The organism is Nonomuraea sp. CA-143628 (assembly GCF_050942315.1).
Lineage (GTDB): Bacteria > Actinomycetota > Actinomycetes > Streptosporangiales > Streptosporangiaceae > Nonomuraea.
Window position 1 is genome coordinate 8446107 of sequence record NZ_CP192072.1, and the last position, 26286, is coordinate 8472392.

Here is a 26286-nt window from a genome sequence, read left to right on the forward strand (position 1 = left end):
AGGCCGGCCGGCTCGGATACCTCCGCGCCGGTCGGTACGAGGGACGCGTCCCAGAGTTCATCGTCCGTATCCGGCTCGACGGACGGCCCCGGGAGCCGATCGTCCAGCTGAGGGGACAAGAGCAGGTCGTCCGTATCCAGCTCGGGCGACGTGTCCTGAAGCTCATCGTCCATGTCCGGCTCGGGGGAGGCCCCCTGGAGCGGGTCATCCGCCTCCAGCTCGGATGGAGCGACCTCCGCCTCGGCGACCGCAGGCGGGACCTCCGGGGCAGCGTCCAAGCCGTCGTCCGTGCTCGCGGCGGCGAGCGACCCCGGAAGGGTCATCCAGGCGGGCAAAGGGGCGGGTTCGCGAGGCGGGGTGTCGTCCAAGCGGTCAGTCATCAGCCGTCTTCTCCGCGCTCTCCTCGTAGTCGTCCCCCACCGAGACGTCCCCCTCGTCCGTCCCGGTCCAGGTCACGTGCAGATCGCCCAGCGCTTCGACCTGTTCGAAGGTGACCGCGGACTCCCGGAAGAGCTCTAGCACCGCCAGGAAGCGGGCGATGACCTCAATGGTGCCGTCACAGTCGGCCACCAGGGCCCGGAAGGTGGCCCGCCGCATGCGGCGCAGGTGAGCAACCAGAATAGCGGCTTGCTCCCGCACGCTGGCCAGCGGTTGATAGATGTGCCCGACACTCACCGTAGGCGGCAGCTTGGGGGTGAAGGCGCGGGCGGCGATGCGGGCGAGGTCGTCCGGGCTGATGCCCAGGATGAGCTGCGGGAGGAGGTTGGCGAACTGCGGCTCCATGGGCGCGGTGCGGGGGAAGCGCAGCGCCTCCTCGGCCATGCGGCCGGAGAAGACCTTCGCCACCTCTTTGTACGCCTTGTACTGCAGGAGCCGGGCGAACAGCAGGTCGCGGGCCTCCAGCAGAGCCAGGTCCTCTTCGTCCTCGACCTCGCCCGAGGGCAGCAGCCGGGCCGCCTTGAGGTCGAGCAAGGTGGCCGCGACGAGCAGGAAGTGGCTGGTCACGTCGAGATCCCACTCGGGGCCACGAGCCCGGATGTAGGCGATGAACTCGTCGGTGACCTTGGAGAGCGAGATCTCGGTGATGTCGAGCTTGTGCTTGGAGATCAGGCCGAGGAGCAGGTCGAAGGGCCCCTCGAAGACGTCCAGGTGGACCCTGAACCCTTGTGGCTCTGTCTCCGTCACCTGGCCATTGTCGCAGGTGCCGGCCAGCGGGACAGCACCTCGCGGGCCAGCTCACGGTAAGCGTTGGCACCCAGGGACGACGGGTCGAAGGTGGTGATCGGCTCGCCGGCGACCGTGGCGTCGGGGAAGCGCACGGTGCGGTTGATCACGGTATGGAAGACCTTGTCGCCGAACGCCTCGACGACGCGGGCGAGCACCTCGCGGCCGTGCAGGGTGCGCGCGTCGTACATGGTGGCGAGCAGGCCCTCGATCTCGAGGTCCTCGTTGAGCCGTTCCTGCACCTTGGTGATGGTGTCCATGAGCAGGGCCACGCCACGCAGCGCGAAGAACTCGCACTCCAGCGGCACCATGACGCCCTGCGCGCAGGTCAGCGCGTTGATGGTGAGCAGGCCGAGCGACGGCTGGCAGTCGATGAGGCAGACGTCGTAGTGCGGCAGCAGCGGCTTGATCACGCGGCCGAGCACCTGCTCGCGGGCCACCTCGGTGACGAGCTGGACTTCGGCGGCGGACAGGTCGATGTTGCTGGGCAGCAGGTCGAGGCCCTCGACGCCGGTCTCCAGCAGCACGTCCTCGGCGGTGACGTTGCGCTCCATCAGCAGGTTGTAGACCGTGAGGTCGAGCTGGAGCGGGTTGATGCCGAGGCCGACGGACAGGGCGCCCTGCGGGTCGAAGTCGACGAGCAGCACCTTGAGGCCGTATTCGACGAGCGCTGCGCCCAGGTTGATGGTGGTGGTGGTCTTGCCGACCCCACCCTTCTGGTTGACCATCGCGACCACCCGCGCGGGCCCGTGGATCTCGGGCGCGACAGGTTCGGGGAACACCGGGCGGGGACGCCGGGTGGGGCCCAGATTCACGCCTATGGAAGGCGTGTTGGTCTTCGTGTCTCCCCAGGGGTTGTCGGGGGTCCCCGGGGCCGAACCGTTGGTCTTCACAGTCACCAGCTCGAACCTCCCTGACGATCCCGAACCGGACCGTCCGGACGGACACTATGGCGTCACCACTTAACGCGGCAAGGCGGCACGCCGAAGTGCCGCACGTCGCAAATGACTATAGATCACTGCCGGGCACGGGGATGCGCGGCGGCGTACACCTCGCGGAGTTTGTCGACGGTGACCAGGGTGTAGACCTGCGTGGTCGTCACCGAGGCGTGGCCGAGCAACTCCTGGACCACCCTAACGTCGGCTCCGCCGTCAAGGAGGTGGGTTGCGAAGGAATGACGGAGAACGTGCGGAGATATCCCGGCGAGTCCGGCCCGTTCGGCGGCGGCCTGGAGCACCTCCCAGGCGCCCTGCCGGGTGAGCCGGCCGCCCCTGGCGTTGAGGAAGGCGGCGGGCGTGCCCCGGCCGTGGGCCACGAGGCCGGGCCGGGCCCTGACGAGGTAGGCGTCGAGCGCGGAGCGGGCGTAGCGGCCCAGGGGGACGACGCGGGTACGGCTGCCCTTGCCGCGCAGCCGTACCTGCTCGGCCTCCAGGTCGTCCACGGCCAGGCCGACCGCTTCGGAGATGCGGGCGCCCGTGCCGTACAGGACCTCCAGGAGGGCGCGGTTGCGGAGGGTCAGCGGCGCGCCGTCGGGGCCGGAGGCGGCGATGAGCCGCTCGACCTCGTCGACGGTGATCGCCTTGGGCAGCCTGCGGAGCTGTCGCGGCGGGCGTACCTGGTGCGCCGGGTCATGGGCCGTGACGCCCTCGCGCAGCGCGAAGCGGTGCAGGCCACGAACGGCCGACACCGCCCGCGCGGCCGAGCTGGCCACGAGGGCGGGGTGGTCGCAGTCGCCTTCCCGCAGCGCGGCGAGGAAGTCGAGCACGTCGGCCTCGCCCACCTCGCCGAGCGACACGCGGCCGCGCGAGCGCAGGTGCTCGAAGTAACGGTCGAGGTCACGGCGGTAGGACGCCAGCGTGTTGGCAGCCAGGCCCCGCTCCACCGTGAGGTGGGCGAGGTAGCTGGAGAGCACTGCCTCCACGAACTGGTCCTTCCGTCACGCCTCCTTGGCGTCGGCGGGGCGCAACAGGGCGAATCCCTCGACCGAAGCCGCATATGCGGCGAGGATACCGGCCACGGTCGGGGAATTGTGGATCATTCCCATGAGCGCCCTTTCGACCGCGTCGGGTAGAGGCACCCATTCGACCGGCATGTCGATCTCTTCGTGCTCGTGGACGAAGCCGTTCTCGTCCGCGGGGATCTTCGACAGGCCGCGGGCCAGGAACACCCGGATCCGCTCGTTGGACATACCGGGCGAGGTGTAGAGGTCGACCAGTGTGTGCCAGGTCTCGGCGCGGTATCCGGCCTCCTCTGCCAGCTCCCGCGCGGCGCCGGTGACCAGCGATTCTCCTTCCACGTCGCGCAGTCCGGCGGGCAGCTCCCAGAGCAGGTGGCGCGTCGGGTGACGGTATTGCCGGATGAGCAGGACCCGGTCCTGCTCGTCGAGCGCGAGGACCGCGACGGACCCGGGGTGCACGGCGTAGTCGCGGTCGGCGACCGTGTCCCCGGGCATGCGGACCGTGTCGGTGACCACGTTGATCACCCGGCCCGCGAACCGGTCCTTGGATTCGACGACTTCCCACGCCTCGGGCGTGTCTTCCACCCTCACTTGGCCACCTTCGCGGTCACCCGGCTGTCGGCGTAGGCGAGCGCGGCGTTGATCAGCCCCTTGAACATCGGGTTGGCCCGCGTCGGCCGGGAGCGGAACTCGGGGTGGGCCTGGGTGCCGATGAAGAACGGGTGGGCCTCGACGGGCAGCTCGGTGTATTCGACCAGGCGGCCGTCGGGCGACAGCCCGGAGAACACCAGGCCGACCTTCTCCAGGCGTTCGCGGTAGGCGTTGGCGACCTCGTAGCGGTGCCGGTGGCGTTCGGCGACCTTGGCCTTCCCGCCGTACAGCTGCCTGGCCAGGGTGCCCTCGCCGAGCTTGGCGGTGTAGCTGCCCAGGCGCATGGTGCCGCCCATGTCGCGCTCGCCGGCGACGACGTCCTCCTGGTCGGCCATCGTGGAGACGACCGAGTGCTTGGCGTCGGGGTCGAACTCGCTGGAATTGGCGTCTTCGAGTCCCGCCAGGTTGCGCGCGGCCTCGATGACCATGCCCTGCATGCCGAGGCAGATGCCGAGCAGCGGGATCTTGCCCTCCCGGGCGTGGCGGATCGCGCCGATCTTGCCCTCGATGCCGCGCACGCCGAACCCGCCGGGGATCAGCACGCCGTCGACGCCGTCGAGCTCACGCTCGGCGCCCTCGGGCGTCTCGCAGTCGTCGCTCTTGACCCAGCGGATGTTGACGCGGGCGTCGTTGGCGAACCCGCCCGCCCGCAGCGCCTCGGTGACGGACAGGTAGGCGTCGGGCAGGTCGATGTACTTGCCGACCAGGGCGATGGTGACCTCCTTGGCCGGGCGGTGCACCCGGCGCAGGAGCTCCTCCCACTCCTTCCAGTCCACGTCGCGGAAGGGCAGGCCGAGCCGCCGCACCACATAGGCGTCGAGCCCCTCGGAGTGGAGCACCTTGGGGATGTCGTAGATCGAGGCCGCGTCCACGGCCGAGACCACGGCGTCCTCGTCCACGTCGCACATCAGGCTGATCTTCCGCTTGATCGCCGTCTGCACGGGCCGGTCGGAGCGCAGCACGATCGCGTCGGGCTGGATGCCGATGCTGCGCAGCGCGGCCACGCTGTGCTGCGTCGGCTTGGTCTTCAGCTCGCCGGACGGGCCGATGTACGGCAGCAGCGAGACGTGCAGGAAGAACACGTTGTCGCGCCCGACCTCATGCCTGATCTGGCGTACGGCCTCCAGGAACGGCAGCGACTCGATGTCGCCGACCGTGCCGCCCACTTCGGTGATGACCACGTCGACCTCAGGACCCGCCATGCCCCGGATGCGGTCCTTGATCTCATTGGTAATGTGCGGGATGACCTGGACCGTGTCGCCCAGGTATTCGCCGCGCCGCTCCTTGGCGATGACGTTGGAGTAGACCTGGCCGGTGGTGACGTTCGCCGAACCGTGCAGATCGGTGTCAAGGAAGCGCTCATAGTGGCCGACATCGAGGTCGGTCTCGGATCCGTCGTCGGTGACGAAGACCTCGCCGTGCTGGAACGGGTTCATCGTCCCTGGGTCCACGTTGAGGTAGGGGTCGAGCTTCTGCATGGTGACCCGGAGACCGCGTCCCTTGAGCAGACGGCCCAGGCTGGAGGCGGTTAGCCCCTTCCCTAGGCTGGAGGCGACACCGCCGGTGACGAATAGATGCTTGGTTTGCGATGCGCTGCGCAAAGGGGCTCCCGTGGGTCGATGTGTGGTCGAAGCGTCCACGGGCTCTCAGGATATCAAACAACGCCCCCGACATGCCCGAACGGCATGACCTAGCGGTAACTTTGGGCCCTATGTCATTAGTACGGCGGGCAACGGGCGCGCTGATTCACCGTGCCTACAAGGCGATCCGCGCGGCTGGGGCGATCACTCCCGCCAGTCCGGGCGGCACCCGCTTCCGGCAGTTGGGCGACGGTGTCAGCATCGCCTTCCCGCCGGGCGCGATCTTCGGCGAGCAGTGGATCGAGATCGGCGACCACACGCTGATCGGCGAGCGCGTGTCATTGTCCTGCGGCATGGGCCCCGGCGTCGACCTGGGCCCGGACTCGATCCTGCGCATCGGCGGCGGCTGCTCGATCGGCCGGGGCTCGCACATCGTGGCCCACCAGTCGATCGACATCGGCGAGCACGTCTTCACCGGCCCGTACGTCTACATCACCGACCAGAACCACGTCTACGACGACCCGGAGACCCCGATCGGCCGGCAGTGGCCGCGCAACAGTCCGGTCTCGATCGGCGCGGGCTCCTGGCTCGGGGCGGGCGCGATCATCCTGCCCGGCACCAGGATCGGCCGTCAGTGCGTGGTGGCGGGCGGCGCGGTCGTGCGCGGTGAGTTCCCCGACCACAGCGTGGTCGCGGGCGTGCCCGCCAAGCTGGTCCGCAGCTACGACCCCGCGCTGGGCTGGCACACTCCGGGCATCTCGCTGGCCATGGACCGGCAGGCCACCGCCTCCTGACATAGACCACCCGAGCTGTAGACCGAACAACCTTCTGGCGGCTAGCGTCGGACCATGCGGACCGCCATTTGCGAACGTCTCGGCGTCGAGTTCCCGTTGTTCGCCTTCAGCCACTGCCGCGACGTGGTGGCCGCGGTCACCAACGCGGGCGGCTTCGGCGTCCTGGGCGCGGTCGCCTACACCCCCGACCAGCTCGACACCGAGCTCACCTGGATCGACGAGCGCGTGGACGGCCGCCCGTACGGGGTCGACGTGCTGGTGCCCGGCAAGCTCGACGCGTCGGCGCTCGATCTCGACGCCCATCTGACCGACTTCATCCCCGAACGGCACCGCGACTTCGTCACGCACCTGCTGTCCAAGTACGGCGTGAACGCTCCGCCGCAGCCGGTGGCCGCCTCGACGGACGAGTTCGGCAGGCGGGTGACCGCGGCGGGCGCGACCGGGCTGATCGACGTGGCGCTCAAGCACCCGATCGGCCTGATCGCCAGCGCGCTCGGACCGCCGCCGCCGGAGATGGTGGCCAAGGCCAGGGCGGCGGGCGTGCCGGTGGCCGCGCTGGTCGGCACCGTCGAGCACGCCCACAGGCAGGTGGCGGCCGGCGCGGACCTGATCGTGGCGCAGGGCACCGAGGCGGGCGGGCACACCGGCGAGATCGCCACGATGGTGCTGGTGCCGCAGGTCGTGGACGCGGTCGCCCCGGTGCCCGTACTGGCGGCGGGCGGCATCGCCTCGGGGCGGCAGATGGCGGCGGCGATGGCGCTCGGCGCCGAAGGCGTGTGGTGCGGGTCGGTCTGGCTGACCACCGAGGAGGCGGAGACCTCGCCCTCGGTGAAGCGGAAGATGCTGGCCGCCTCCTCGCTCGACACGGTCAGGTCCAGGTCGCGTACCGGCAAGCCGGCCAGGCAGCTCAAGTCGGCCTGGACCGAGGAGTGGGACTCCGGGCCGGAGAGCCCCGGACCGCTCGGGATGCCGCTGCAGATGCTCGTGGCCGAGGCCGCGATGACCCGCATCGGCACGGCCGCCGAGCGCGGCGAGCCGGGGGCCGTGGAGCTGGCCAACTACTTCGTCGGGCAGGTCGTCGGCCAGCTCGACCAGGTCAAGCCCGCTCGCGAGGTGGTCTACGAGATGGTGAGCGAGTTCGCCGACGCGGTGGAGCGGCTGTCCAGATTGTCGGAGTGAGCGGCGCTACCGGCTACGATGCGCGTGTGGTCGGGACACCCGAGGTCGAGCGCGGCACCGGTGTCCCCGCGCACGTGCAGATCGAGCGGTGGCTGCTGGAGTCCATCGGCAGCGGCGAGATGGAGCCCGGCGACCGGCTCCCGGGTGAGCGGGAGCTGTCGGCGCGCCTGGGCGTGAGCCGGATGACGCTCAGGCAGGCGCTGGCGACGCTGGAGCACGACGGTGTCCTGGTCAGGACGCCGGGCAGGTCGGGCGGCGCGTTCGTCGCCGATCCGCGTGTCGAGTGCGATCTGACGGGGCTGGCGGGGTTCACCGAGCAGATGCGGCGTGCCCATCTTCAGGCCGAGGCCAGGGTGCTGGTCGCCACGACCGTCCCCGCGCCCCGTTCCGTCGCCGCCGCCCTGGAGCTCGCCGTGGGCGAGCCGGTGCACCACGTCGCCCGCGTACGCTCGGCCGGGCAGTCGCCGGTGGCCCTCGAACGCTCCTTCTTCCCCGCGCTGCCCGGCTTCCTGGAGCAGGATCTCGACGGGTCGCTCTACGCCCTGCTGGCCACCCGCTACGACCTGGAGCCGCGCACCGCCGTCGAGCACCTCGACCCGGTCATCGCCAGGTCCGACGAGGCCGCCGAGCTGGGCGTCGAGCCGGGCACGCCGCTCATGCTGATCGAGCGCACCGCCTACGCGGCGGCCGGGGAGCCGGTGGAGTTCGCCCGCGACCTGTTCCGCTCCGACCGGGTGCGCATCTCGGTCCGCAGCGGCCTCAGCGCACCCTCACCCTCGGCCGGCGGCGGCCTCAGCGCACCCGCCCGCGCCGGCCTCAGCGCACCCGCTCCCCCGCCGGGTCGAAGAGCGGGTCGCTGACGACGGTCCCGGTCACCCAGGCGCCCTCCACCTCGACCTCGACCTTGACGCCCGGCCCCACCGGCAGATACGCGTAGGCGATCGGCGAGCCGACCGTGTAGCCGCGGCCGCCCGAGGTGATCCGGGCCACGACCTGACCGTCCAGGCGCACCGGCTCGTTGCCGAGCGCGATCGCCCCCGGCTCCAGGGTCAGGCAGCGCAGCCGCCGCTCGGGGTGGGGGTCGAGCGCGTCCTTGCCGAGGAAGTCCTTGTCGAGCTTGACGCAGAAGCCCAGCCCCGCCTCGTACGGCGTGGTCTCGGGCCCGATGTCGGCGCCCCAGACGCGGTAGCCCTTCTCCAGGCGCAGGCTGTCGATGGCCCGGTAGCCCCCGGCTCGCAGCCCGTACGGCTGCCCGGCCGCCCACAGCGCCTGCCAGAGCGCCAGGCCGTACTCGCTGGAGCAGTACAGCTCCCAGCCCAGCTCCCCCACGAACGTCACCCGCAGCGCCAGCACCGGCACGTCGCCCACGGTGAGCTCGCGCGCCGACATGAACGGGAAGCCGAGCGGGTCGGGCGTGAGCGTCCCGAGGATGTCGCGGGCACGCGGCCCCCACAGGGCGAAGCAGGCGTACTGGCCGGTCACGTCGGCGATCCGCACGTCGGCGCCCCTGAGCGCGGCCTGCTTGCGCAGCCAGCCCAGGTCGTGCGAGCCGAACGCGGTGCCGGTCACGATGAGGAACTCGTCCTCGGCCCGCCTGGTGACGGTGAAGTCGCACTCGATGCCGCCGCGCCGGTTGAGCGCCTGCGTGTACGTCACCGCGCCCACCTGGCGGGCGACGCGGTTGTCGCAGACCCATTCGAGCAGGTCGGCGGCGTCCGGCCCGGTGACCTGGATCTTGGCGAAGGAGGTCTCGTCGAACAGGCCCGCCGTCTCCCGCACGGCCCGGTGTTCGACCCCGATCGCGGGCGACCACAGCCGCCCGGCCCACCCCTGGGGCCGCTCGTCGCGGCCACCATCCGGCTCGTTCGACCGGTCCGGCGCGTTCGGCTGGTCCGGCTCGTTCGACCGGTAGTAGTTGACCCGCTCCCAGCCCGCCTTCTCGCCGAACTCGGCGCCGTGCGCGGCGTGCCAGCCGTACGCCGGGGAGACCTTGAGCGGGCGGCCCGCCGAACGCTCGTGGCCCGGGTAGCGGATGTCGTAGTAGGTCTCGTAGTTCTCGACCGCGCGGGCGAGGGTGTAGGACGGGGAGCGGTACTGGCGGCCGAAGCGGCGGATGTCCATGTGCCAGACGTCCATGGCGGGCTCGCCCTCGACGATCCACTCGGCCATCACCCTGCCGATGCCGCCGGCGCCCGCGATGCCGTGCGCGCAGAACCCGGCCGCCACGAAGAACCCGCCGACCTCCGTCTCGCCCAGGCAGAACTCGTTGTCGGGGGTGAACGCCTCCGGGCCGTTGATCATCTTGCGGATGCCGACGTCGGCCATGGCCGGGACCCGGATCCGCGAGTTCTCCGAGATTTCGATGAATCGGTCGTAATCTTCCGCGAGCAGGCGGCCGTTGAAGTCGGCCGGGATGGCGTCGTACGAGGTCTCGGTCGCCGTCCAGGGGGCACAGGTGCGCTCGTAGCCGCCCATGACCAGGCCCTGCACCTCCTGCCGGTAGTAGACGAGCAGGTCGGGGTCGCGCAGCGTCGGCAGGCCGGTGTGCTCGTGGAAGGCATCGGTGACCACGTACTGGTGCGACATCGGCACGATCGGGATCCGCACCCCGGCCATCCGGCCGATCTCGGCGGCGAACATGCCGCCGCAGTTGACGACCACCTCGCAGTCGATGTCGCCCTGGTCGGTGCGTACGCGCCTGACCCGGCCGCGTTCGGTGTCGATGCCGAGCACGCGGGTCCTGGCCCTGACGCGGGCGCCGCCCTCGCGAGCCTTCGCGGCCAGCGCGTAGCAGAGCGCGGAGGGGTCGATCTGCCCGTCGGTGGGCAGGTACGCCGCGCCGACGACGCCCGTGGGGTCCATCAGCGGGAACAGCTCGACCGCCTCGGCGACGGAGATCTCCTCCAGCGGCAGGCCGAACGTGCGCGCCCAGCCGATCTGGCGGCGGATCTCGGCCATCCGCTCCGGCGTACCGGCCAGCTTGATGCCGCCGCACTCCGTCCAGCCGGCGTCGAGCGTGCGGTAGAGCTCCACCGAGTACTGGTTCATCCTGGTCAGCGTGGGGTCGGCGCGCAGCTGGCCGACGAGCCCCGCGGAGTGGAAGGTCGAGCCGCTGGTCAGCTCGTCGCGGTCCAGCAGGAGGACGTCGCGTTCGCCGAGCTGGGTGAGGTGGTAGGCGACGGAGGCGCCGCCCACGCCGCCGCCGATGATCACGATGCGGGCCGAGTCGCTCATGCGGGCGAGGCTACACTAAAAGGTCTAGACCGTTTAGGGGGTGACGGCGCTAGCATCGACCATGACCGAGATCCTCGACCGCATCCCCCTGCTGTCCGGCGTGCCGCGTTCCGTCGAGGAGCTGCCCGGCGGGCTGACCAACCACAACTACAAGGTGACCGTTCCCGGCGGGGCCTACGTGGCGCGAGTGTCGGCCAGTGAAGGATCGCTGCTGGCGATCGACCGGGACGTCGAGCACTCCTGCTCGCAGGCCGCCGCGCGGATCGGGGTGGGTGCGCCGGTGCACGGCTATCTGCCGGAGCTCGGGGTGCTGATCGTGGGTTTCCTGCCGGGCCGGACGTTCACGGAGGCCGATCTGCGTGATCCGGCGAACCTGCGGCGGCTGGCCGAGGTGTGCGGGCGGCTGCACGCGGGGCCTCGGTTCGAGCGGGACTTCGACATGTTCGAGATTCAGCGGGGATATCTGGAGATCGTCCAGAGCCGCGGCTACCGCCTTCCGGCGAAATATCTCGACTTCATGCCCGAGGTTGAGCAGATCCGGAAATGTCTGGATATTCGGGATGTGGGGCGGGTGCCGTGTCACAACGACCTGCTGCCCGGCAACATCATCGACGACGGCGAGCGGCTCTGGCTGATCGACTACGAGTACGCCGGCAACAACGACCCCTGCTTCGAGCTCGGCAACATCTGGAGCGAGTCGGACCTGCCCCTGGACCTGCTGGACGAGCTCGTCACGGCCTACTACGGCCGCCGCCTGCGCCACAAGATCGCGCGGGCGCGGCTGCTCGGGCTCATGTCCAAGTACGGCTGGACGCTGTGGGCCTCGATCCAGGACGGCGCCAACCAGAGCATCGACTTCGACTTCTGGTCGTGGGGCATGGAGAAATACGAGCGGGCGGTGGCCGAGTTCACCGGATCCGATCTGCCCCGCCTCATGGACGAGGCGGCCCGGGCAGACTAGAAACATGTTCGCCGCACTGACAGGGCTCGGGCTGTCCACCGCCGCCGGGCTGAACGCCTACATCCCGCTCCTCGTGGTGGGCATCGTGGCCAACTTCACCGACAAGGTGAAGCTGCCCGACGGCTACGGGTGGCTGTCCAACTGGGGCGTGCTCGCCATCATCGCGGTGCTGCTGGTCGCGGAGATGGTGCTCGACAAGGTCCCGGCCGTCGACAGTGTCAATGACGCCATTCAGACGGCCGTACGACCGGCGGCCGGCGGCGTGGTCTTCAGCGCCACGAACGCGGCGGCGGAGCTGGACCACTCGACCTGGATGACCGAGCACCCTTGGGCGGGCTGGCTGCTGGGCATCCTGGTGGCGCTGGCCGTACACGCGCTGAAGGCGACGGCCCGTCCGATGATCAACGTGGGCACGGGCGGCGTGGGCGCGCCCGTCGCCAGCACGGTGGAGGACGTCGGGTCGCTCGGCATGAGCCTGATCGCGGTGTTCCTGCCCCTGCTGGTCATCGTCGCGCTGCTGGCGCTGGCCCTGCTCGCCTGGTGGACGATCAGGAGGGTACGCCGCTACCGCGCCGCCCGCCGGGCCAGACGGACGTCGGGAAGTCCGTAGCGTTCAGGAAGCCCGTAACCAGCGGCGCAGGACGAGGAGGAACTCGCCGGGGCGTTCCTCGTGCAGCCGGTGGCTGGAGCCCTCCCAGCACACCACCTTCGAGGCCGGATGCTTGCACAGCCCCGCCTCCCAGGCCGCGCGTTCCGGGTCGGACCAGATCGACAGCACCGGGCACTCCCTGCGGGTCAGGTAGTCGTCGCTCGCCGGTCGCAGCCCGAGCGCGTCGGGCTCCGTGAACATGGCCTCGAACGCCTGGAGCAGCACGTGCGGCGCCATGCCGTACAGCCGGCGCTTGTGCCAGCGCCTGATGACGGCCGGGGTGGCGGCGTTGGTGCACCACTCGTCGAGCCGCTCGGCGGCGGCGTGCGCGTGCGGGCCGCGCAGCGCGGCGACCGTCTCCGGGAAGGTCCGCGCGACGTCCGCCGTGATGCCGTAGCCGGGATCGAGGGCGACCAGTTTGCGCACCTTGTCCGGATGCTCGACGGCCAGGATGGAGACGACCTGCCCGCCCATGGAGTGGCCGATCGCGATCACCTCGGGGATGGCGAGCCGGTCCAGCAGCGCGGCGAGGTCGGCGGCCATCTCGCGCGGCGTGTTGCCCTCGTCGGGCACCGAGGAGTAGCCGTGCCCGCGCAGGTCCACCGCGATCACCCGGTGCTTGCCGGCGAGCGCGTCGATGTGCCAGGACCACTGGTGTGAGTCCGTGCCCCAGCCGTGGACGAGCAGCAGCGGCGGCCCGTCACCTTTGCCGTCGTCGGTATAAAAGAGCCGAATGTTCTGCCCTAAATCGGCATAAGGCATCTTTTACCCCACCTGCTCCTTGATCGTGGCGCAGACCCGCTCCTCGGCCTCCTTGGCGACGGGCAGCATGGCGCCCAGCCCGAAGGCCCCGTGGAACATCCCGGCATAACGCACACTCTGCGTGTCCACCCCGGCCGCGCGCAGCCGCTCCGCGTACGCCTCGCCCTCGTCCCGGAGCGGATCGTGCTCCGCCGTGATCACCAGCGCGGGCGGCAGTCCGCTCACGTCCGCGTTGATCGGCGAGCTGTACGGCTCGGCGCGCCTCGCGTGGTCGGGCTGGTAGCAGTCCCAGTACCACCGCATGTGCGCCGTGGTCAGGAAATATCCCTCCGCGTTCTCCGCGTACGAGGGCGCGTCCTGTGCGGCGTCGGTGACGGGATAGACCAGCACCTGCAGCGCGATCGGCGGCCCGCCCTCGTCCCTGGCCTTCAGGCAGGTCACGGTCGCCAGGTTCCCGCCCGCGCTGTCACCGGCGACCACCAGCCTGCCGGGATCCGCGCCCAGCTCCCGCGCGTGCTCGTACACCCAGCGGGTCGCGGCGTAGGCGTCCTCGACGGCGGCCGGATACGGATGCTCCGGCGCCAGCCGGTAGTCGACGGACACCACGATCACGTCGGCGTCCGTGCAGATCAGCCGGCAGACGGAGTCGTGCGTGTCCAAGGTGCAGAGCGTGAACCCGCCACCGTGGAAGTACACGACCACCGGCCGCGCCTCTCGCTCCGTCGGCGGCCAGTAGACACGTACCGGCAGATCCCCGGCCATGCGGTTGTCCACCCGGCCCACCTTGTACGGCTCCGCCTCCGGCTGGGGCATCTCGGCCAGGATCCGCCGGGCCTCGGCGGCGTCCGTCACCTCGGTGCCCACCTTGGGGAAGACCGCCGTCATCACGTCGATGACCGCCCTGGTGACCTCGTCAATCGCCATCGTTCACCCAGCCTCCGTCCGTGGGAGCATGGTGACCTCGTCGATCGCCATCGTTCACCCAGCCTCCGTCCGTGGGAGCATGGTGACCTCGTCGATCGCCATCGTTCACTCGGCCTCCGTCCGTGGGAGCATGGCGGTATCGCCCGCCGTCCAGCCGCCGTCCACCGCCAACTCCGCGCCCGTGACGTATGAGGCGGCGTCGGACAGCAGGAACGCGATGGCCTCCGCCACCTCCTCGGGCTCACCGCACCGCCCGGCAGCGGCCCGCGGGAACGTGCCCTCGCCCGAGACCGCGCCGTGCCGGAGCGTCATCGGGGTGACGATCATCCCGGGATGTACGGAGTTGACCCTGATCCGGTGGGGGGCGTACTCGATCGCGGCGATCTTGGTGAGCCCGCGGACACCCCATTTGGACGCACCGTAGCCGCCCGCGCCGGGAAGCGCCGTCAGACCGGCCGCAGACGACAGGTTCACGATCGAGCCGCCGCCGAACGCGCGCATCGGCGCGACCACCGACTTGAGCCCGAGGAAGACGCCGACGAGGTTCACCTTGAGCACGCGCTCGAAGTCGTCGAGCGTGTGCTGCTCCAGGAGCGCCGAGCGGACAATGCCCGCGTTGTTGACCAGCCCGTCGATCCGGCCGTATGCGTCAAGGACCTCCTCGACCACATCAGCCCACTGATCCTCCTTCGTCACGTCGTGCGGGATGAATCGGGATTCGAGGTCTTTCGCGGTGGCGGTGCCGTCCTCCACCAGGACATCGGTGATCACGACGCTCGCCCCGGCCGCGACACAGCGGCGGGCCGTCGCGGCCCCCATGCCCCTGGCGCCGCCGGTGATGAGCACTACCTTGCGATCAAGCATGCGTGGCTCCTTCGCGGTACGTGAACTGAATCACGCACCCGCGACAACAATCAAGAGCTTGCTTGGTGAGGCAGAGGCTGCTTGGTCACGCACCTGCCCCGCGCTCGCACTATCCTCTAAGCAACGACCGTTCAGCAGCCGGCGGTCGACGGTCAGCAGGAGGTGGGGACGATCGCCGAGGTCCTTCTCATCATCCTCGCGATCCTGGGCTTCCTGGGTCTGGTGGCCGGCGTCGGCATCTACTTCCTGGTCAAGCTGGGCCAGAAGGCGGCGATCAAGGCCAGGCAGGCGGCGACCCAGCTGACCACGCACGTCAACGCCATGGGCTCCGGCGACGCCGGGGAGGTCGAACGCCTCCGCCTCGACCTGCGCCGCGAGGTCTCGATCACCCGCCAGGCCGTCGAACAGGCCCAACGCCAGGGCTGGGGCCTCGGCGACCTCCCACGGCTCCTGGCCGACCTATCTACCCAAGCGGACGTACACGACGGGCAGCTCGCCATGTACGCCCAGCAACGCCGCGCCTCGCCGTACGTCGACCACGTCACGCTCGATCGCCTACGCGAGCACCAGGCCAAGCTGACCGCCATGTGCGCCCGCATCCGGGCCGACCTCCTCGGCGACCAGCTCCAGCACGCCTCGGCCGGAATCGACGACCTCCACTCCCGCACGGAGCTGGAGATCGAGGCCCGCCGCCGCCCGCCGGACCCCCTCGACGAGATCGACGAGCTTTATCGCAGGAGCACGCAGGAGCGCCGGGACCTCCCCTGACGACTACCTGGCGTGGCATAATGGCTTCGTTAAGTGAGCTTTTTGAGGAGATGTGTGATGACCGCGGCATTTCCTGAGTGGTTCTATCCCGGCCCTCCCGGCGGATGGACCGCCGACATGCTCGATCACCTCCCCCCCGACGCGCCCAAGCACGTCGAGCTGATCGATGGGTCACTCATCTTGATGTCGCCGCAGACCGCATTCCACATGTGGGTTCTTCGTCTTCTCGAACGGCGCCTCACGCCACCAGAACACCTGGTCGTAGCCCGCGAGATGACCGTGACACTCGGCCTGCGGCAGCGTCCCGAACCCGACATTCTCCTTGTGAAGAGCTCGGCGCTGAACAACTCCTCTGTTACGTCCTTCAAGCCAGATGACGTCCACCTGGTCATCGAGGTGGTGTCCGAGGAGTCGAGAGAACGCGACCGGACGACGAAGCCCATCAAATATTCGGATGCCGGCATCAAGTACTTCTGGCGGGTGGAAAAGGACGACGACGCCAAGCCCGTCGTCTACACGTTCGAGCTCGAGCCGGTGGTCCGGGCCTACTTGCCCACCGGCATCCACCACAAGCGTCTACAGACCGACATTGGTTTCCCCGTGGACATCGACCTCGATCTGGACAATTCCATCCGCTGACCTCTCGCCCCCAGGTGCGGTGGATGAACGCCTCATACTCCTCCACGCTGGCACCGTTGTTGAGCATGGCGCGCGCCGCCTGTGCCTGCCGCGTCATGGGGAGCCGACCTTCGAGCAGAAACGGCAGCGAGAGCCGCCGCGCCGACAGTTCAACCGCCTCGTCCTCGACGGATACCCGACAATACGCTCTATTTCGGCGCCTGGAAGCCGCCGATCTTCTGCTCGAGCAGTTCGGCCAGCCGCAGCGGGGTGCGGTCCTCGAACATCGGACCGATGAGCTGCACTCCGACCGGCAGGCCCTCGGGGGACCGGCCCGCGGGTATGGCGGTGGCGGGCAGGCCGGGCATGGTGGCCAGGCCGGCCCAGACGAGCTGGTCGAAGTACGGGTACTCGACGCCGTCTATGTCGATGCGCCGTTCCAACGGATTGGGGTTGTGGTCGTGCGGGAACGCGGGCGTCGGCGTGATCGGGCACACCACGGCGTCGAACTCGGCGAACAGCTGCCGCCAGCCGTGGCGGTGGACCTCGCGGCGGTAGTTCGCCTCCATCCAGTCGCGGTGGCTGAACACCATGGCGCGCAGCCGCACGGCGTCAAGACTCTGGTCGTCCGCGCTCAGTCCGGCGACGCGGGTCCGCAACTGCTCAAGCGATTCGATGGGAAAACGCGCAACGGACCCCGAGATCAGCAACCGCATGTAGAGCATCGCGGCTTCGGTCAGATCGGGCAGCAGCGGACTGTGCCGTCCGACGCGGGCGCCGCCGTCGACGAGCGCGGCGGCCACCCGGTTCACGCCCGCCCGCACGGCGGCCCCGGTCGGAATGAGCGGATGCTCGTCGAGGACCAAGACCCGGAAATCGCGGAGCCGCTCGTGGCGGGCGGGCGGCAGCGCCAAACGGTGCGCCACGCCGCGCGTCAGCGGGTCCGGTCCGGCCATGACGTCGAGCAGGAGCGTGAGGTCGCGGGCGGTGCGCGCCATCGGACCGACGACGGCGAGGTCGAGGTCGACCGGCAATGCCGGCTCGGACGGCGGGACCATACCGCGGTTGGCCGCCAGTCCGAGCGTCGGCTTGTGCGCGTAGACGCCGCAGAAATGCGCGGGGGTGCGCAGCGAGCCGGCGAGGTCGGAGCCGATGGACAGCGCGCCGAATCCGGACGCCAGGGCCGCCGCCGATCCGCCGGAGGATCCGCCCGACGTGCGACCGTGATCCCACGGGTTGTTGGTGGTGCCGTAGATCTCGTTGAAGCTCTGTATATCTTGCAGCCCCAACGGCACATTGGTCTTGCCGAGCACCACCGCGCCTGCCGCCTTGAGCCGCGACACCTGCACCGCGTCCTCGGCCGGCAGATAGTTCCGGTGCGGCGGCATGCCCCAGGTCGTGGTCATCCCGGCGATGTTGTAGGACTCTTTGACCGTCACCGGGATGCCGAGCAGCGGCCGGTCCTCGCCGCGGGCGCGCGCCTGGTCGGCGTCGCGCGCGGCGGCCCGCGCACGGTCGAAGTCCGGCACGCAAATAGCGTTGATCACCTTGTCGTCCCGCTCGATACGGGCGATCGCCTCGTCGGCCAGTTCGACCGAGCTCACTTCACCGGCACGCAATGCGGCTGCGAGGTCTTCGGCCGATTGAAAATTCCATTCCATGGAGTTGACTCTAACGGCCTGCCGTGAACGCTTTTCCCCGCATTCATCGCCCGCATACACCGGAAAAAACGAAACGACAGTCTTACTGGCCGAAGTCACGCACTCGTTCTGCCACCCAAGATGCTCCACCCCAGGTCAGAAGGGTTGTCAGCAGGTCGACTCCACTGACAAGGGCATGAAATTCCGCTTCGCGCAACGAGATAGACATCTCAATTCTCATCATGCACCTCGCCAGGAACTGACTATTCGCCCGACCGATGGCCACAGCGTGCGGGGATTGTCCAGTAGGCGGGGCAACTCATTTCAAATTGGTTCTATCCAGATGGCTGAGGGTCAGCGGCCTTCGAAGCGGGCGCGGCCGACTCATGCACCCGGACGCGCCGCGTCGGCCATCGCCACAGACCGAAGCTCGCGCTGGGGGCGGCCCGGGACGTCATTCCGAGCCTGCGCAACCGCGCGGGGCGCAACGGCCGCCGGCCGCTGGTGTCGGGCTTGGCCGGCTCCGCCTCCACGTCCACGTTGATGACGCCGGAGAAGTTGATGCCGTCGCTGTGGCCGGGCGAGATGTGCGACAGGATCTCATCCGGCAGATCCCACCCCTGGGAGCGGGCGAGTCGGCCACCTCCGGCTCTGGCGGCGACCCGGCGACGGGCCGAGACTTCACCTCGGCGTATCTGGAACAGGTCATGGCAGACCCGAGGCTCCAGCCCGTCTTCTCGCTCAAGGGTCGGCCACACGGCCACGGGGATATCGAGCGGCTCACCGAGACGACCAACCAGATGCGCCTGGCCCACCTGCCCGGCTACGCGCCCCGCGGCACCCCCGACCGTGCCGCCAGGCCACATGGCGACATGCTCGGCCGGGATGGCCCCAGCCAGGCAGTTGCGGTGGCTTGTTCGACCCGGCATCGGAAGCCCTGGGTCGGCCCCAGTCACCGACAGTGACAACTAGTAATTGAATCATTACTATTTGTCAGGTCTTGCTTGGAGACGGTCTCCATGTGAGCCACGAGGAGGTCCTATGCGCACTCTCGCCCTCACCGCCACCGTCGCCGCCCTGGCAGTAGGCAGCGCACTCGCCGTCGCCGCCCCCGCATCCGCCGCACAAGGATGGGTGCAACTGTGGTCCCGCAACGACGATGTAGCCGCCCTCGTAAACCCTGCCGAGGGATGCCACTCCATCGCCCCCGCCGAACGGGCTTACAACCACACCGACAGTCTGGTGGTGCTGTTCCCCCTGGCCGACTGCCAGGGAGCGCCTGTCCACATGCCCCCGGGCGACGTCAGGTGGATCCCTTTCCCCGCGACCAGCATCTATGTCACGTCCTAGCGTCACCGCACCACCGCGTTCGAGCACCCGTGTTTCGTGACTTTCCGGCCTGGTGGTCCTGAGCGTCGAAGTCGACGAGCTCGACCCGCGCAACCGGCGGGCCAGCGTGCGGCGCAAGGGCGGCGCGGTCGACGTCATCGTCTGGCGCACCCCCACCGCCCGGCTGCTACCCCGCCTGCTCGACGGGCGCCGCACCGGGCCGGTGTTCCTCACCGACCGGCGCGCCCGCGTCCCACTGCCGCCCGGCGACCTTGACACCAGCTCCAGCACCGCTCTGGAATAACATTCGGCCGTCCACGCGTGCCGGTCTGGGTGGGTGGGCGTGTGTGAGGAGGCCGAAATTCAGTTGCCGCGACCGGCCCCCGCTCGGCATACTCAGCCAGGCTGACCACAGCGCGTTACGCAACTGTGTAATCAGTGCATCTCACAGCGCGTATCGCAGCCTGTGCATGGAGGGCGAAGGGAGGTTGAGACCGTGATGACGACTGTTCGCGTGCCGTTTTCCGCGTCCTCTGACCTCCCCACCGGGATCTCGCCAAGCTGATCGCTGCGCCGGTGGGCCTCATTTCTGGAGAAATCCCACCGTGCCCAAGCACTCCTCGCCCCGCCGCCGGGGCAAGTACGCCCTCGACGCCGACGATCTCGAATGGCTCGACAGCAGCCCCGTCGACGACGGACCACCCACTGGGGACCGCTGGTCGACCTGGGACCAGAGCACGCCCACCGAGCGTGGCCCGAAGCCGCACCCGCGCTGGCTCGTCACCGAGCTCGCCGCCGTGGACACCGAGCTGGGCATCCTCAAGACCGGCAAGGAAGCCGACGTCCACCTGCTCTCCCGCGGTGTGCCGGACACCGATCGCGTCTGCCTGCTGGCCGCCAAGCGCTACCGCTCAGCGGAGCATCGGTTGTTCCACCGGGACGCCGGCTATCTGGAAGGCCGCAGCACCCGCGAAAGCCGCATGAATCGCGCCATGGCCAACCGGACCGCCTTCGGCAAGCAGCTCATCGCCGGGCAGTGGGCCGCCGCCGAGTTCGGCGCCTTGTGTCGCTTGACCGAGCTCGGCCTGCCGGTCCCCTATCCGGTCCAGATCGTCGGCACTGAGATCCTTCAAGAGTTCATCGGCACTCCGGACGGCTACGCGGCACCTCGCCTCGCCAACGTCTCGGACGACCTGGACGACCTCTGGGCCCAGCTGGTGGAGGCGCTGGTGATCCTCGCCAGAGAGGGTCTGGCCCACGGCGACCTGTCGGCGTACAACCTGCTGGTCCACGAGGGCAGGCTGGTCATCATCGACCTTCCCCAGATCGTCGACGTGATCTCCCACCCCACGGGCACCCACTTCCTCGACCGGGACGCCCGCAACGTGGCCACCTGGTTCGCCGCGAAGGGCGTCACGTCAGCAGACCCCGACGCTCTCTCCGCCCTGCTCCAATCGGAGGCCGGAATGCTCTGACGCCCACCAGAGGGCGAGGGCCTGAGACGAAGGCGCAGCGACGCCAAGGCCCACTCTCCGGCCCTCTGCCACACCAGCCGCAAAGCCCTCAGTCCCAACGGCCGCAAAGCCCACTCTTCGGCCCCGTGTCATAGGGGCCGGGAAGCCCGGCTCTCCGGCCGCTGTCACAGCGCCGCGGCGGTGGGCTTGGGTCGGGGCCGGTCCAGCGCGATCAAATGTCCGGCGATTTCTGGTCGATTTCGGCCAGGAACCGCTCGGAGCGGCGCGCGAAGAGGTAGGCCCCGCGTTCGGCCGATCGGGCGCGGGCTGCTTCGGCGGCGGCTCGCACGACGTCGACGGGTTCGCCGCGGGCGTGCAGCAGGCGCGCGCGCAGCAACAGCAGGAGCCCTTCGGCGTAACGTTGGCCGTAGGTCGTGAGGGCCTGGTCGGCTCGGTCGAGGGCGGTCGCGGCCGCGTCGGGCATATCGGCGGCCAGCCACATCTCGGCGATCAGTCCGTAGTGGTATGCGATGCCCCATCGCGGCGGGTCGAGGAGGGTCGCGGCCAGGAGTCGTTCGGCCTCTGCCGCCTTGCCGGCCGGGTCGTCGCCGGTGAGTGCACAGGCCCAGTGCCAGTCCAGCCAGATGTAGTGCTCGTGCGCGACGCCGGAGCGGTCGGCGCCGGCCGCGATCCACCGCTCGCCCGCCCACATCGCCCATCGCGCGTCACCGGCCATCGAGGCCGCCATGGTGTGGTAATAGGCCCAGGCCGACATCGCGAACAGGTCTTCGTCGGCCAGGTACGCCTTGTCGATCGCGGACCGTGCCGTCTCGACATCGCCGTGCAGCGCGGTGATCACGGCCAGCCAGCCGATCCGTTCGTTCGGCACCTTCCACGGTCCGGGGTCTCCGGGGCCATGGTGCGGGCTGGTGTGGCCTTGCACGCTGAGGAAGCGGTACGCCTCGCCGATGTTGCCGATGTCCCACTGGTACAGGCCCCAGCCATGCCGACCGTACGCCTGGATGGTCGGGTCGGCGGACGCCTGTCCTTGCTCGTACACTCGGCGAGCCCACCTCCCACGGTCCTTCTCGATCGAGGTGTAGGCCCCGACGAGCCGAACGAACAGAAAATGGACGGCCTCCCTCTCGCGGCCGAGCATGCGGGCCAGGTACTCGGCCCGCTCCAGCAGGTCGAACGTCGAACCGCCGTATCCCGCGTGCCTGCTGGCAACAAGGGTGAGCAGTGACAGCGCCGACAGCTCCAGGTCCCGCAGGCCGGCCGTGCGCGCGATCTGGGCGGCCGATTCCAGGTGCCGACCGGCGGCCGCGAACGCGAGCTTGGTCGCCGCACGGCGCCCGGCACGGGTCAGTGCCTGCGCGGTGCGAGCCGGGTCGGCGAGCGGGCCGGCGGCCCAGAGGTGGTAGGCGAGGCGTTCGGCGACAGGCTCGTCGTCCACATGGATGCGTTCGATGGCGTCGGCGACCAGCAGATGCAGGTGGACGGTCTGCTGCCGCGTCGTGGTCTCGGTGACCGACTCGCGGACCAGGTCGTGCGCGAACCGTAGCGAGTGCGGGCTTTCCGGCTTGGTTTCCAGCAGACCGAGCGCCTGCAGCGGTTCGAGGCGTTCGAGGCAGTCCGCGACGTCGACGCCGCCTGCGGCGGCGAGCAGGGCGAGGTCCACGTCGCGGCCGATGAGCGCGGCGACATGCAGCAGGTCGCGAGCGCCGTCGTCGAGACCGGCCATCCGGTCGCGGATGACGTCTCGTACGGTGGCCGGTACCCCGGCCGGCACTGCTGCCTCGCCGTCGCGCAGCGAGCCGCCATCGCTCAGGAGCCGGGACAGCTCCCGGACGAAGAACGGATTGCCGGCCGTACGGGTATGGATGCCACGGGCGATATCAACGCCCGGGTCCTGGCCGATTTCGCGGCGGATGAGCTCGGTCACCTCGGTCAAGCCGAGCGGGCCGAGCCGGATCCTGCGGTGATCCGGCAGCCGACCGGCCGCGGCCAGGACCCGCGACAAGTCAGAGCCGGGTACGGGTGCGCGATCACGGAGCGCGCCGATGATCACCGTGCCGGCGGGTAACCGGGCCGCGAGGTGGCCGAACAGCTGGAGCGAGGCGGTGTCAGCCCACTGGAGATCATCGAGGATCAGCAGCGTGGGCCGTTGCGCCGAGGCCAGCCCGACTACGGTGACGACCTGTTCGAACAGGCGGAACTGGGCGCCGCTGTCAGGAACCGTTGGCGTGGCCGCGCTGTCGTTTCGCGGTTCGAGGAGGCCGCCGAGATCACTGGCGAGCCATTTCTCCCGCAACGGCGCCGGCAGGCTGTCGAGGATCGGACGGAGCACCTGCTCCCACGGCCACATCGGCGGTGTTCCATCACCTTCCAAGCAGGAACCCCAGACCACGAACGGGCCGAGCCGGCTCGCCTCGGCGGCGGCTTCCTGCAGCAGGCGGGTCTTGCCCACGCCCGGTTCGCCTTCGACGATGGCGAGCGCCGAGCGGCCGGTGAGTGCCGCCTCGATGGCCTGCCGCAGCACGCCGAGTTCCTCGCCTCGGCCGACCAGCCTGGACTCCTGCCTCGCCGGCGCGTCCTCACCCTCACGTGGTGTGCCTGTCACCACCGGCACGTGGCCGCCCTCACGCGGCGCGCCCGTCACCACCGGCGCAGGCGGAGTCTGTGTCAGCACGCGAAGGTGCGCCTCCTGCAGCGCCGGGCCGGGGTCGATGCCGAGTTCCTCGGCGAGGCGGTCACGGATCGCATGGAACGCCGACAGCGCCTCCGCCTGCCGCCCAGCGGCGCCGAGGGTGGTGATGAGGGCGGCATGTACGGGTTCATGAAACGGTGCCATCGACGCCGCCAGCCGCAACGGCGGGATCACCTGCTCCGGACGGCCTAACGACACGGCCAGCTCGGCCGCCGCCACGCAGGCGGCGTGGAATTCGTCGTCGAGGGCGTTCAGCATCGACGTCGCGCTCGATCCGAAGGGCAGTCCGTCCCCCGCAAGGCCCCGCCAGAGGCCGAGTGCCTCGACATAGTCGTCGAGCGCCACTTCGCGAGCCTGCTGAGCGAGGGCGGCCTGGGCGGCTTCGAGAAGCCTTCTGAACGCGACGAGGTCCAGCGTGCCGGAAGCGGCGCTGAACACGTACGCGTTGCCTCGAAGGTGCAGGTAGGTGCCGGCCGCGCGGGCGGGGACAGCGGGTTCGAGCACCCGCCGTAATGCCCCGATGTACTTCTGGATGAGGTTGAGCGCGCTGGCTGGGGCGTTGTCGGCCCAGATCAGGTCGATCAGTTCCCTCGTGCTGATCGGATGGCCCACCCGCGCCAGCAGCAGGGCCAACAGCTGCGCCTGCTGCCGGGGGCCGACGTCCAGTTCGGCGCCATCGCGCCACAGCCGCAACGGACCGAGGATCTGCAGCCGCACCGAACCGGTGCCAGAAGGCGGGTCGGCAGGGGCCCGGCTCGGTGAGTTGGGCAGGACCACGCCGTTCGACCCCCGGATGGACGATGGATCATTTATTATGGGCCGCTGTCCCGGCCGGGTCCAGCCCGGCCCGGTTGGCCTACTGGACCCCCGCCTCCCGCATGTCGCGCAGCTCCCGCTTGAGCTCCTTGATCTCGTCGCGCAGCCGGGCGGCCACCTCGAACTGCAGGTCGGCCGCCGACTGGTGCATCTGCTCGGTCAGCGACTCGATCAACGACTCCATCTGTGCCCGGGGCATCTCCCCCGCGATGGTCTTGGCGTGCTGCCCGGCCTGGCGGGCGGCGAATCCGGGCACGGGCGCCTTGCCGCGCGACTGCTGGCGACCGCCGCCGAGGAGGCGGTCGGTGTCGGCGTCCTCGCGCTGCAACGAGTCGAGGATGTCGGCGATCTTCTTGCGAAGCGGCTGCGGGTCGATGCCGTTGGCCTGGTTGTAGGCGATCTGCTTGGCCCGCCGCCGGTTGGTCTCGTCGATGGCCCGCTCCATCGACGGGGTGACCTTGTCGGCGTACATGTGGACCTGTCCTGAGACGTTTCGGGCGGCCCGGCCGATGGTCTGGATCAGGGAGGTCTCCGAGCGGAGGAAGCCTTCCTTGTCGGCGTCGAGGATGGCCACCAGCGACACCTCGGGCAGGTCGAGGCCCTCGCGCAGGAGGTTGATGCCGACCAGCACGTCGTATTCGCCGGAGCGCAGCTCGCGCAGCAGCTCGATGCGGCGCAGCGTGTCGACCTCGCTGTGCAGGTAACGGACCCGGATGCCCAGCTCGAGCAGGTAGTCGGTGAGGTCTTCCGACATCTTCTTGGTCAGCGTGGTGACCAGGACCCGCTCGTCGCGGTCGGCGCGCTCGCGAATCTCGTGGACCAGGTCGTCGATCTGTCCCTTGGTGGGCTTGACGATCACCTCGGGGTCGACCAGCCCGGTCGGCCGGATGACCTGCTCGACCACGTCGCCCTTGACCCGGCCCAGCTCGTAGGAGCCGGGCGTGGCCGACAGGTAGACGGTCTGGCCGATGCGCTCCAGGAACTCCTCCCACTTCAGCGGGCGGTTGTCGAGTGCCGACGGCAGGCGGAAGCCGTGGTCGACCAGGGTGCGCTTGCGGGAGGCGTCGCCCTCGTACATGGCGCCGATCTGCGGCACGGTCTGGTGGGACTCGTCGAGGACCAGCAGGAAGTCTTCCGGGAAGTAGTCGAGCAGCGTGTTGGGGGCGCTGCCCGCCTCGCGGCCGTCCATGTGGCGTGAGTAGTTTTCGATGCCGGAGCAGGTGCCGATCTGGCGCATCATCTCGATGTCGTAGGTGGTGCGCATGCGCAGCCGCTGCGCCTCCAGCAGCTTGCCCTGCCGCTCCAGCTCCGACAGCCGCTCGGCCAGCTCCGCCTCGATGCCGTTGACGGCCATCGCCATCCGCGCCTCGCCGGCGACGTAGTGGGAGGCGGGGAAGATGTAGAGCTCTTCGTCCTCGGTGATGACCTCGCCGGTCAGCGGGTGCATGGTGGACAGCTTCTCGATCTCGTCACCGAACATCTCGATGCGTACGGCCAGCTCTTCGTACTTCGGGATGATCTCGATCGTGTCGCCGCGCACCCGGAAGGTGCCCCGCGTGAAGGCGAGGTCGTTGCGGGTGTACTGCATGTCGACCAGGCGGCGCAGCAGCTGGTCGCGGTCGACGTCCATGCCGACGCGGAGCCTGGCCATGCGGTCGACGTATTCCTGCGGCGTGCCCAGGCCGTAGATGCAGGACACGGAGGCCACCACGATCGTGTCGCGGCGGGTCAGCAGCGAGTTGGTCGCCGAGTGACGCAACCGCTCGACCTCGTCGTTGATCGAGGAGTCCTTCTCGATGTACGTGTCGCTCTGCGGGACGTACGCCTCAGGCTGGTAGTAGTCGTAATAAGAGACGAAATATTCAACCGCGTTGTTGGGCAGCATCTCCCGCAGCTCGTTGGCGAACTGCGCCGCGAGTGTCTTGTTGGGCTGCATGACCAGCGCGGGCCGCTGCAGCCGCTCGATCAGCCAGGCGATCGAAGCCGTCTTGCCGGTGCCCGTGGCGCCCAGCAGGACGTTGTCCTTCTCCCCGGCCTTGACGCGGCGCTCCAGCTCGGCGATGGCCGTCGGCTGGTCGCCGGAGGGAGTCATCTCGGTGACGACCTCGAAGGGCGCCACCTTCCGCTGCAAATCAGTGACCGGTCGCATGCTGCCCACTTTAGGCGGCGCCA

General features: G+C 69.5%; 23 protein-coding genes. 10 read left to right on the top strand and 13 right to left on the bottom strand.

Annotation, left to right across the window (positions count from 1 at the left end):
* Nucleotides 1-372: 372 nt before the first annotated feature.
* From ACQP2T_RS38465 to ACQP2T_RS38485, 5 genes are all read right to left on the bottom strand, one after another.
* A complete protein-coding gene (locus ACQP2T_RS38465; RefSeq protein ID WP_433509800.1) occupies nt 373-1185 on the bottom strand; it encodes a segregation and condensation protein A in 813 nt (270 codons plus the stop codon).
* Nucleotides 1182-2123, bottom strand: coding sequence for a ParA family protein (locus ACQP2T_RS38470; protein ID WP_357945679.1), 942 nt, complete (start codon nt 2121-2123; stop codon nt 1182-1184). The genes ACQP2T_RS38465 and ACQP2T_RS38470 overlap by 4 nt, the downstream gene beginning before the upstream one ends.
* A gap of 116 nt (nt 2124-2239) precedes the next feature.
* Nucleotides 2240-3145, bottom strand: coding sequence for a site-specific tyrosine recombinase XerD (locus ACQP2T_RS38475; protein ID WP_357945676.1), 906 nt, complete (start codon nt 3143-3145; stop codon nt 2240-2242).
* Nucleotides 3146-3160: 15 nt separating this feature from the next.
* Nucleotides 3161-3772: an NUDIX domain-containing protein gene (locus tag ACQP2T_RS38480; RefSeq protein ID WP_433509801.1), complete on the bottom strand. Its 612-nt coding sequence runs from the start codon at nt 3770-3772 to the stop codon at nt 3161-3163.
* Nucleotides 3769-5433, bottom strand: coding sequence for a CTP synthase (locus ACQP2T_RS38485; RefSeq protein ID WP_357945671.1), 1665 nt, complete (start codon nt 5431-5433; stop codon nt 3769-3771). The genes ACQP2T_RS38480 and ACQP2T_RS38485 overlap by 4 nt, the downstream gene beginning before the upstream one ends.
* Nucleotides 5434-5543: 110 nt before the next feature.
* On the opposite strand from ACQP2T_RS38485, the gene ACQP2T_RS38490 reads away from it, so the two are divergent.
* Genes ACQP2T_RS38490 through ACQP2T_RS38500 form a run of 3 tightly spaced genes read left to right on the top strand, consistent with a single transcriptional unit; the run spans nt 5544 to nt 8245 of the window.
* Nucleotides 5544-6206: a DapH/DapD/GlmU-related protein gene (locus ACQP2T_RS38490; RefSeq protein WP_433509802.1), complete on the top strand. Its 663-nt coding sequence runs from the start codon at nt 5544-5546 to the stop codon at nt 6204-6206.
* A 54-nt stretch (nt 6207-6260) separates the two neighbouring features.
* Nucleotides 6261-7385 (top strand): NAD(P)H-dependent flavin oxidoreductase, encoded by a 1125-nt coding sequence (locus tag ACQP2T_RS38495; protein ID WP_433509803.1) that lies wholly within the window; start codon nt 6261-6263, stop codon nt 7383-7385.
* A 26-nt stretch (nt 7386-7411) separates the two neighbouring features.
* On the top strand, nt 7412-8245 hold the full coding sequence (locus ACQP2T_RS38500; protein ID WP_433509804.1) for a GntR family transcriptional regulator: 834 nt from the start codon (nt 7412-7414) through the stop codon (nt 8243-8245).
* Here ACQP2T_RS38500 and ACQP2T_RS38505 read toward each other — a convergent pair.
* Entirely contained in the window at nt 8202-10619 is a 2418-nt protein-coding gene (locus tag ACQP2T_RS38505; protein ID WP_433509805.1) for a GcvT family protein, read from the bottom strand. The genes ACQP2T_RS38500 and ACQP2T_RS38505 overlap by 44 nt on opposite strands.
* Nucleotides 10620-10680: 61 nt before the next feature.
* Between ACQP2T_RS38505 and ACQP2T_RS38510 the strand changes: the two genes are divergently transcribed.
* Both ACQP2T_RS38510 and ACQP2T_RS38515 read left to right on the top strand, forming a co-directional pair.
* Entirely contained in the window at nt 10681-11580 is a 900-nt protein-coding gene (locus tag ACQP2T_RS38510; protein WP_433509806.1) for a phosphotransferase, read from the top strand.
* Between the two features lie 4 nt (nt 11581-11584).
* Nucleotides 11585-12190: a DUF4126 domain-containing protein gene (locus ACQP2T_RS38515; protein ID WP_433509807.1), complete on the top strand. Its 606-nt coding sequence runs from the start codon at nt 11585-11587 to the stop codon at nt 12188-12190.
* Between the two features lie 3 nt (nt 12191-12193).
* Here the strand turns inward: ACQP2T_RS38515 and ACQP2T_RS38520 are convergent, their stop codons facing one another.
* From ACQP2T_RS38520 to ACQP2T_RS38530, 3 genes are all read right to left on the bottom strand, one after another.
* The gene (locus tag ACQP2T_RS38520; protein WP_433509808.1) at nt 12194-12991 is read right to left on the bottom strand and encodes an alpha/beta fold hydrolase; all 798 of its coding nucleotides are present in this window, start codon (nt 12989-12991) and stop codon (nt 12194-12196) included.
* Nucleotides 12992-12994: 3 nt separating this feature from the next.
* Nucleotides 12995-13915: an alpha/beta hydrolase gene (locus ACQP2T_RS38525; RefSeq protein WP_433509809.1), complete on the bottom strand. Its 921-nt coding sequence runs from the start codon at nt 13913-13915 to the stop codon at nt 12995-12997.
* A 105-nt stretch (nt 13916-14020) separates the two neighbouring features.
* Nucleotides 14021-14779 carry a glucose 1-dehydrogenase gene (locus ACQP2T_RS38530; RefSeq protein ID WP_433509810.1) on the bottom strand — a complete coding sequence of 253 codons (759 nt, stop codon included), beginning with the start codon at nt 14777-14779 and terminating at the stop codon, nt 14021-14023.
* Between the two features lie 162 nt (nt 14780-14941).
* On the opposite strand from ACQP2T_RS38530, the gene ACQP2T_RS38535 reads away from it, so the two are divergent.
* A complete protein-coding gene (locus ACQP2T_RS38535; RefSeq protein ID WP_433509811.1) occupies nt 14942-15547 on the top strand; it encodes a hypothetical protein in 606 nt (201 codons plus the stop codon).
* Between the two features lie 57 nt (nt 15548-15604).
* Nucleotides 15605-16186 (top strand): Uma2 family endonuclease, encoded by a 582-nt coding sequence (locus tag ACQP2T_RS38540; RefSeq protein WP_433509812.1) that lies wholly within the window; start codon nt 15605-15607, stop codon nt 16184-16186.
* A 188-nt stretch (nt 16187-16374) separates the two neighbouring features.
* Here ACQP2T_RS38540 and ACQP2T_RS38545 read toward each other — a convergent pair whose 3' ends face one another.
* Both ACQP2T_RS38545 and ACQP2T_RS38550 read right to left on the bottom strand, forming a co-directional pair.
* Nucleotides 16375-17925 carry an amidase gene (locus ACQP2T_RS38545; protein ID WP_433509813.1) on the bottom strand — a complete coding sequence of 517 codons (1551 nt, stop codon included), beginning with the start codon at nt 17923-17925 and terminating at the stop codon, nt 16375-16377.
* Nucleotides 17926-18140: 215 nt separating this feature from the next.
* Complete coding sequence (locus ACQP2T_RS38550; RefSeq protein ID WP_433509814.1) at nt 18141-18734, bottom strand: hypothetical protein; 594 nt, start codon at nt 18732-18734, stop codon at nt 18141-18143.
* A 112-nt stretch (nt 18735-18846) separates the two neighbouring features.
* Here ACQP2T_RS38550 and ACQP2T_RS38555 point away from each other — a divergent pair, with 112 nt between their 5' ends.
* From ACQP2T_RS38555 to ACQP2T_RS38565, 3 genes are all read left to right on the top strand, one after another.
* Nucleotides 18847-19155, top strand: coding sequence for a hypothetical protein (locus ACQP2T_RS38555; protein WP_433509815.1), 309 nt, complete (start codon nt 18847-18849; stop codon nt 19153-19155).
* Nucleotides 19156-19207: 52 nt separating this feature from the next.
* Nucleotides 19208-19438: a hypothetical protein gene (locus ACQP2T_RS38560; RefSeq protein WP_433509816.1), complete on the top strand. Its 231-nt coding sequence runs from the start codon at nt 19208-19210 to the stop codon at nt 19436-19438.
* A gap of 301 nt (nt 19439-19739) precedes the next feature.
* Nucleotides 19740-20609, top strand: coding sequence for a serine protein kinase RIO (locus ACQP2T_RS38565; protein ID WP_433509817.1), 870 nt, complete (start codon nt 19740-19742; stop codon nt 20607-20609).
* Between the two features lie 211 nt (nt 20610-20820).
* On the opposite strand, the gene ACQP2T_RS38570 is transcribed toward ACQP2T_RS38565, so the two are convergent.
* Nucleotides 20821-24075: an ATP-binding protein gene (locus ACQP2T_RS38570; RefSeq protein WP_433509818.1), complete on the bottom strand. Its 3255-nt coding sequence runs from the start codon at nt 24073-24075 to the stop codon at nt 20821-20823.
* 79 nt (nt 24076-24154) lie between these two features.
* Nucleotides 24155-26263: an excinuclease ABC subunit UvrB gene (gene uvrB, locus ACQP2T_RS38575; RefSeq protein WP_357946355.1), complete on the bottom strand. Its 2109-nt coding sequence runs from the start codon at nt 26261-26263 to the stop codon at nt 24155-24157.
* Nucleotides 26264-26286: the final 23 nt, after the last annotated feature.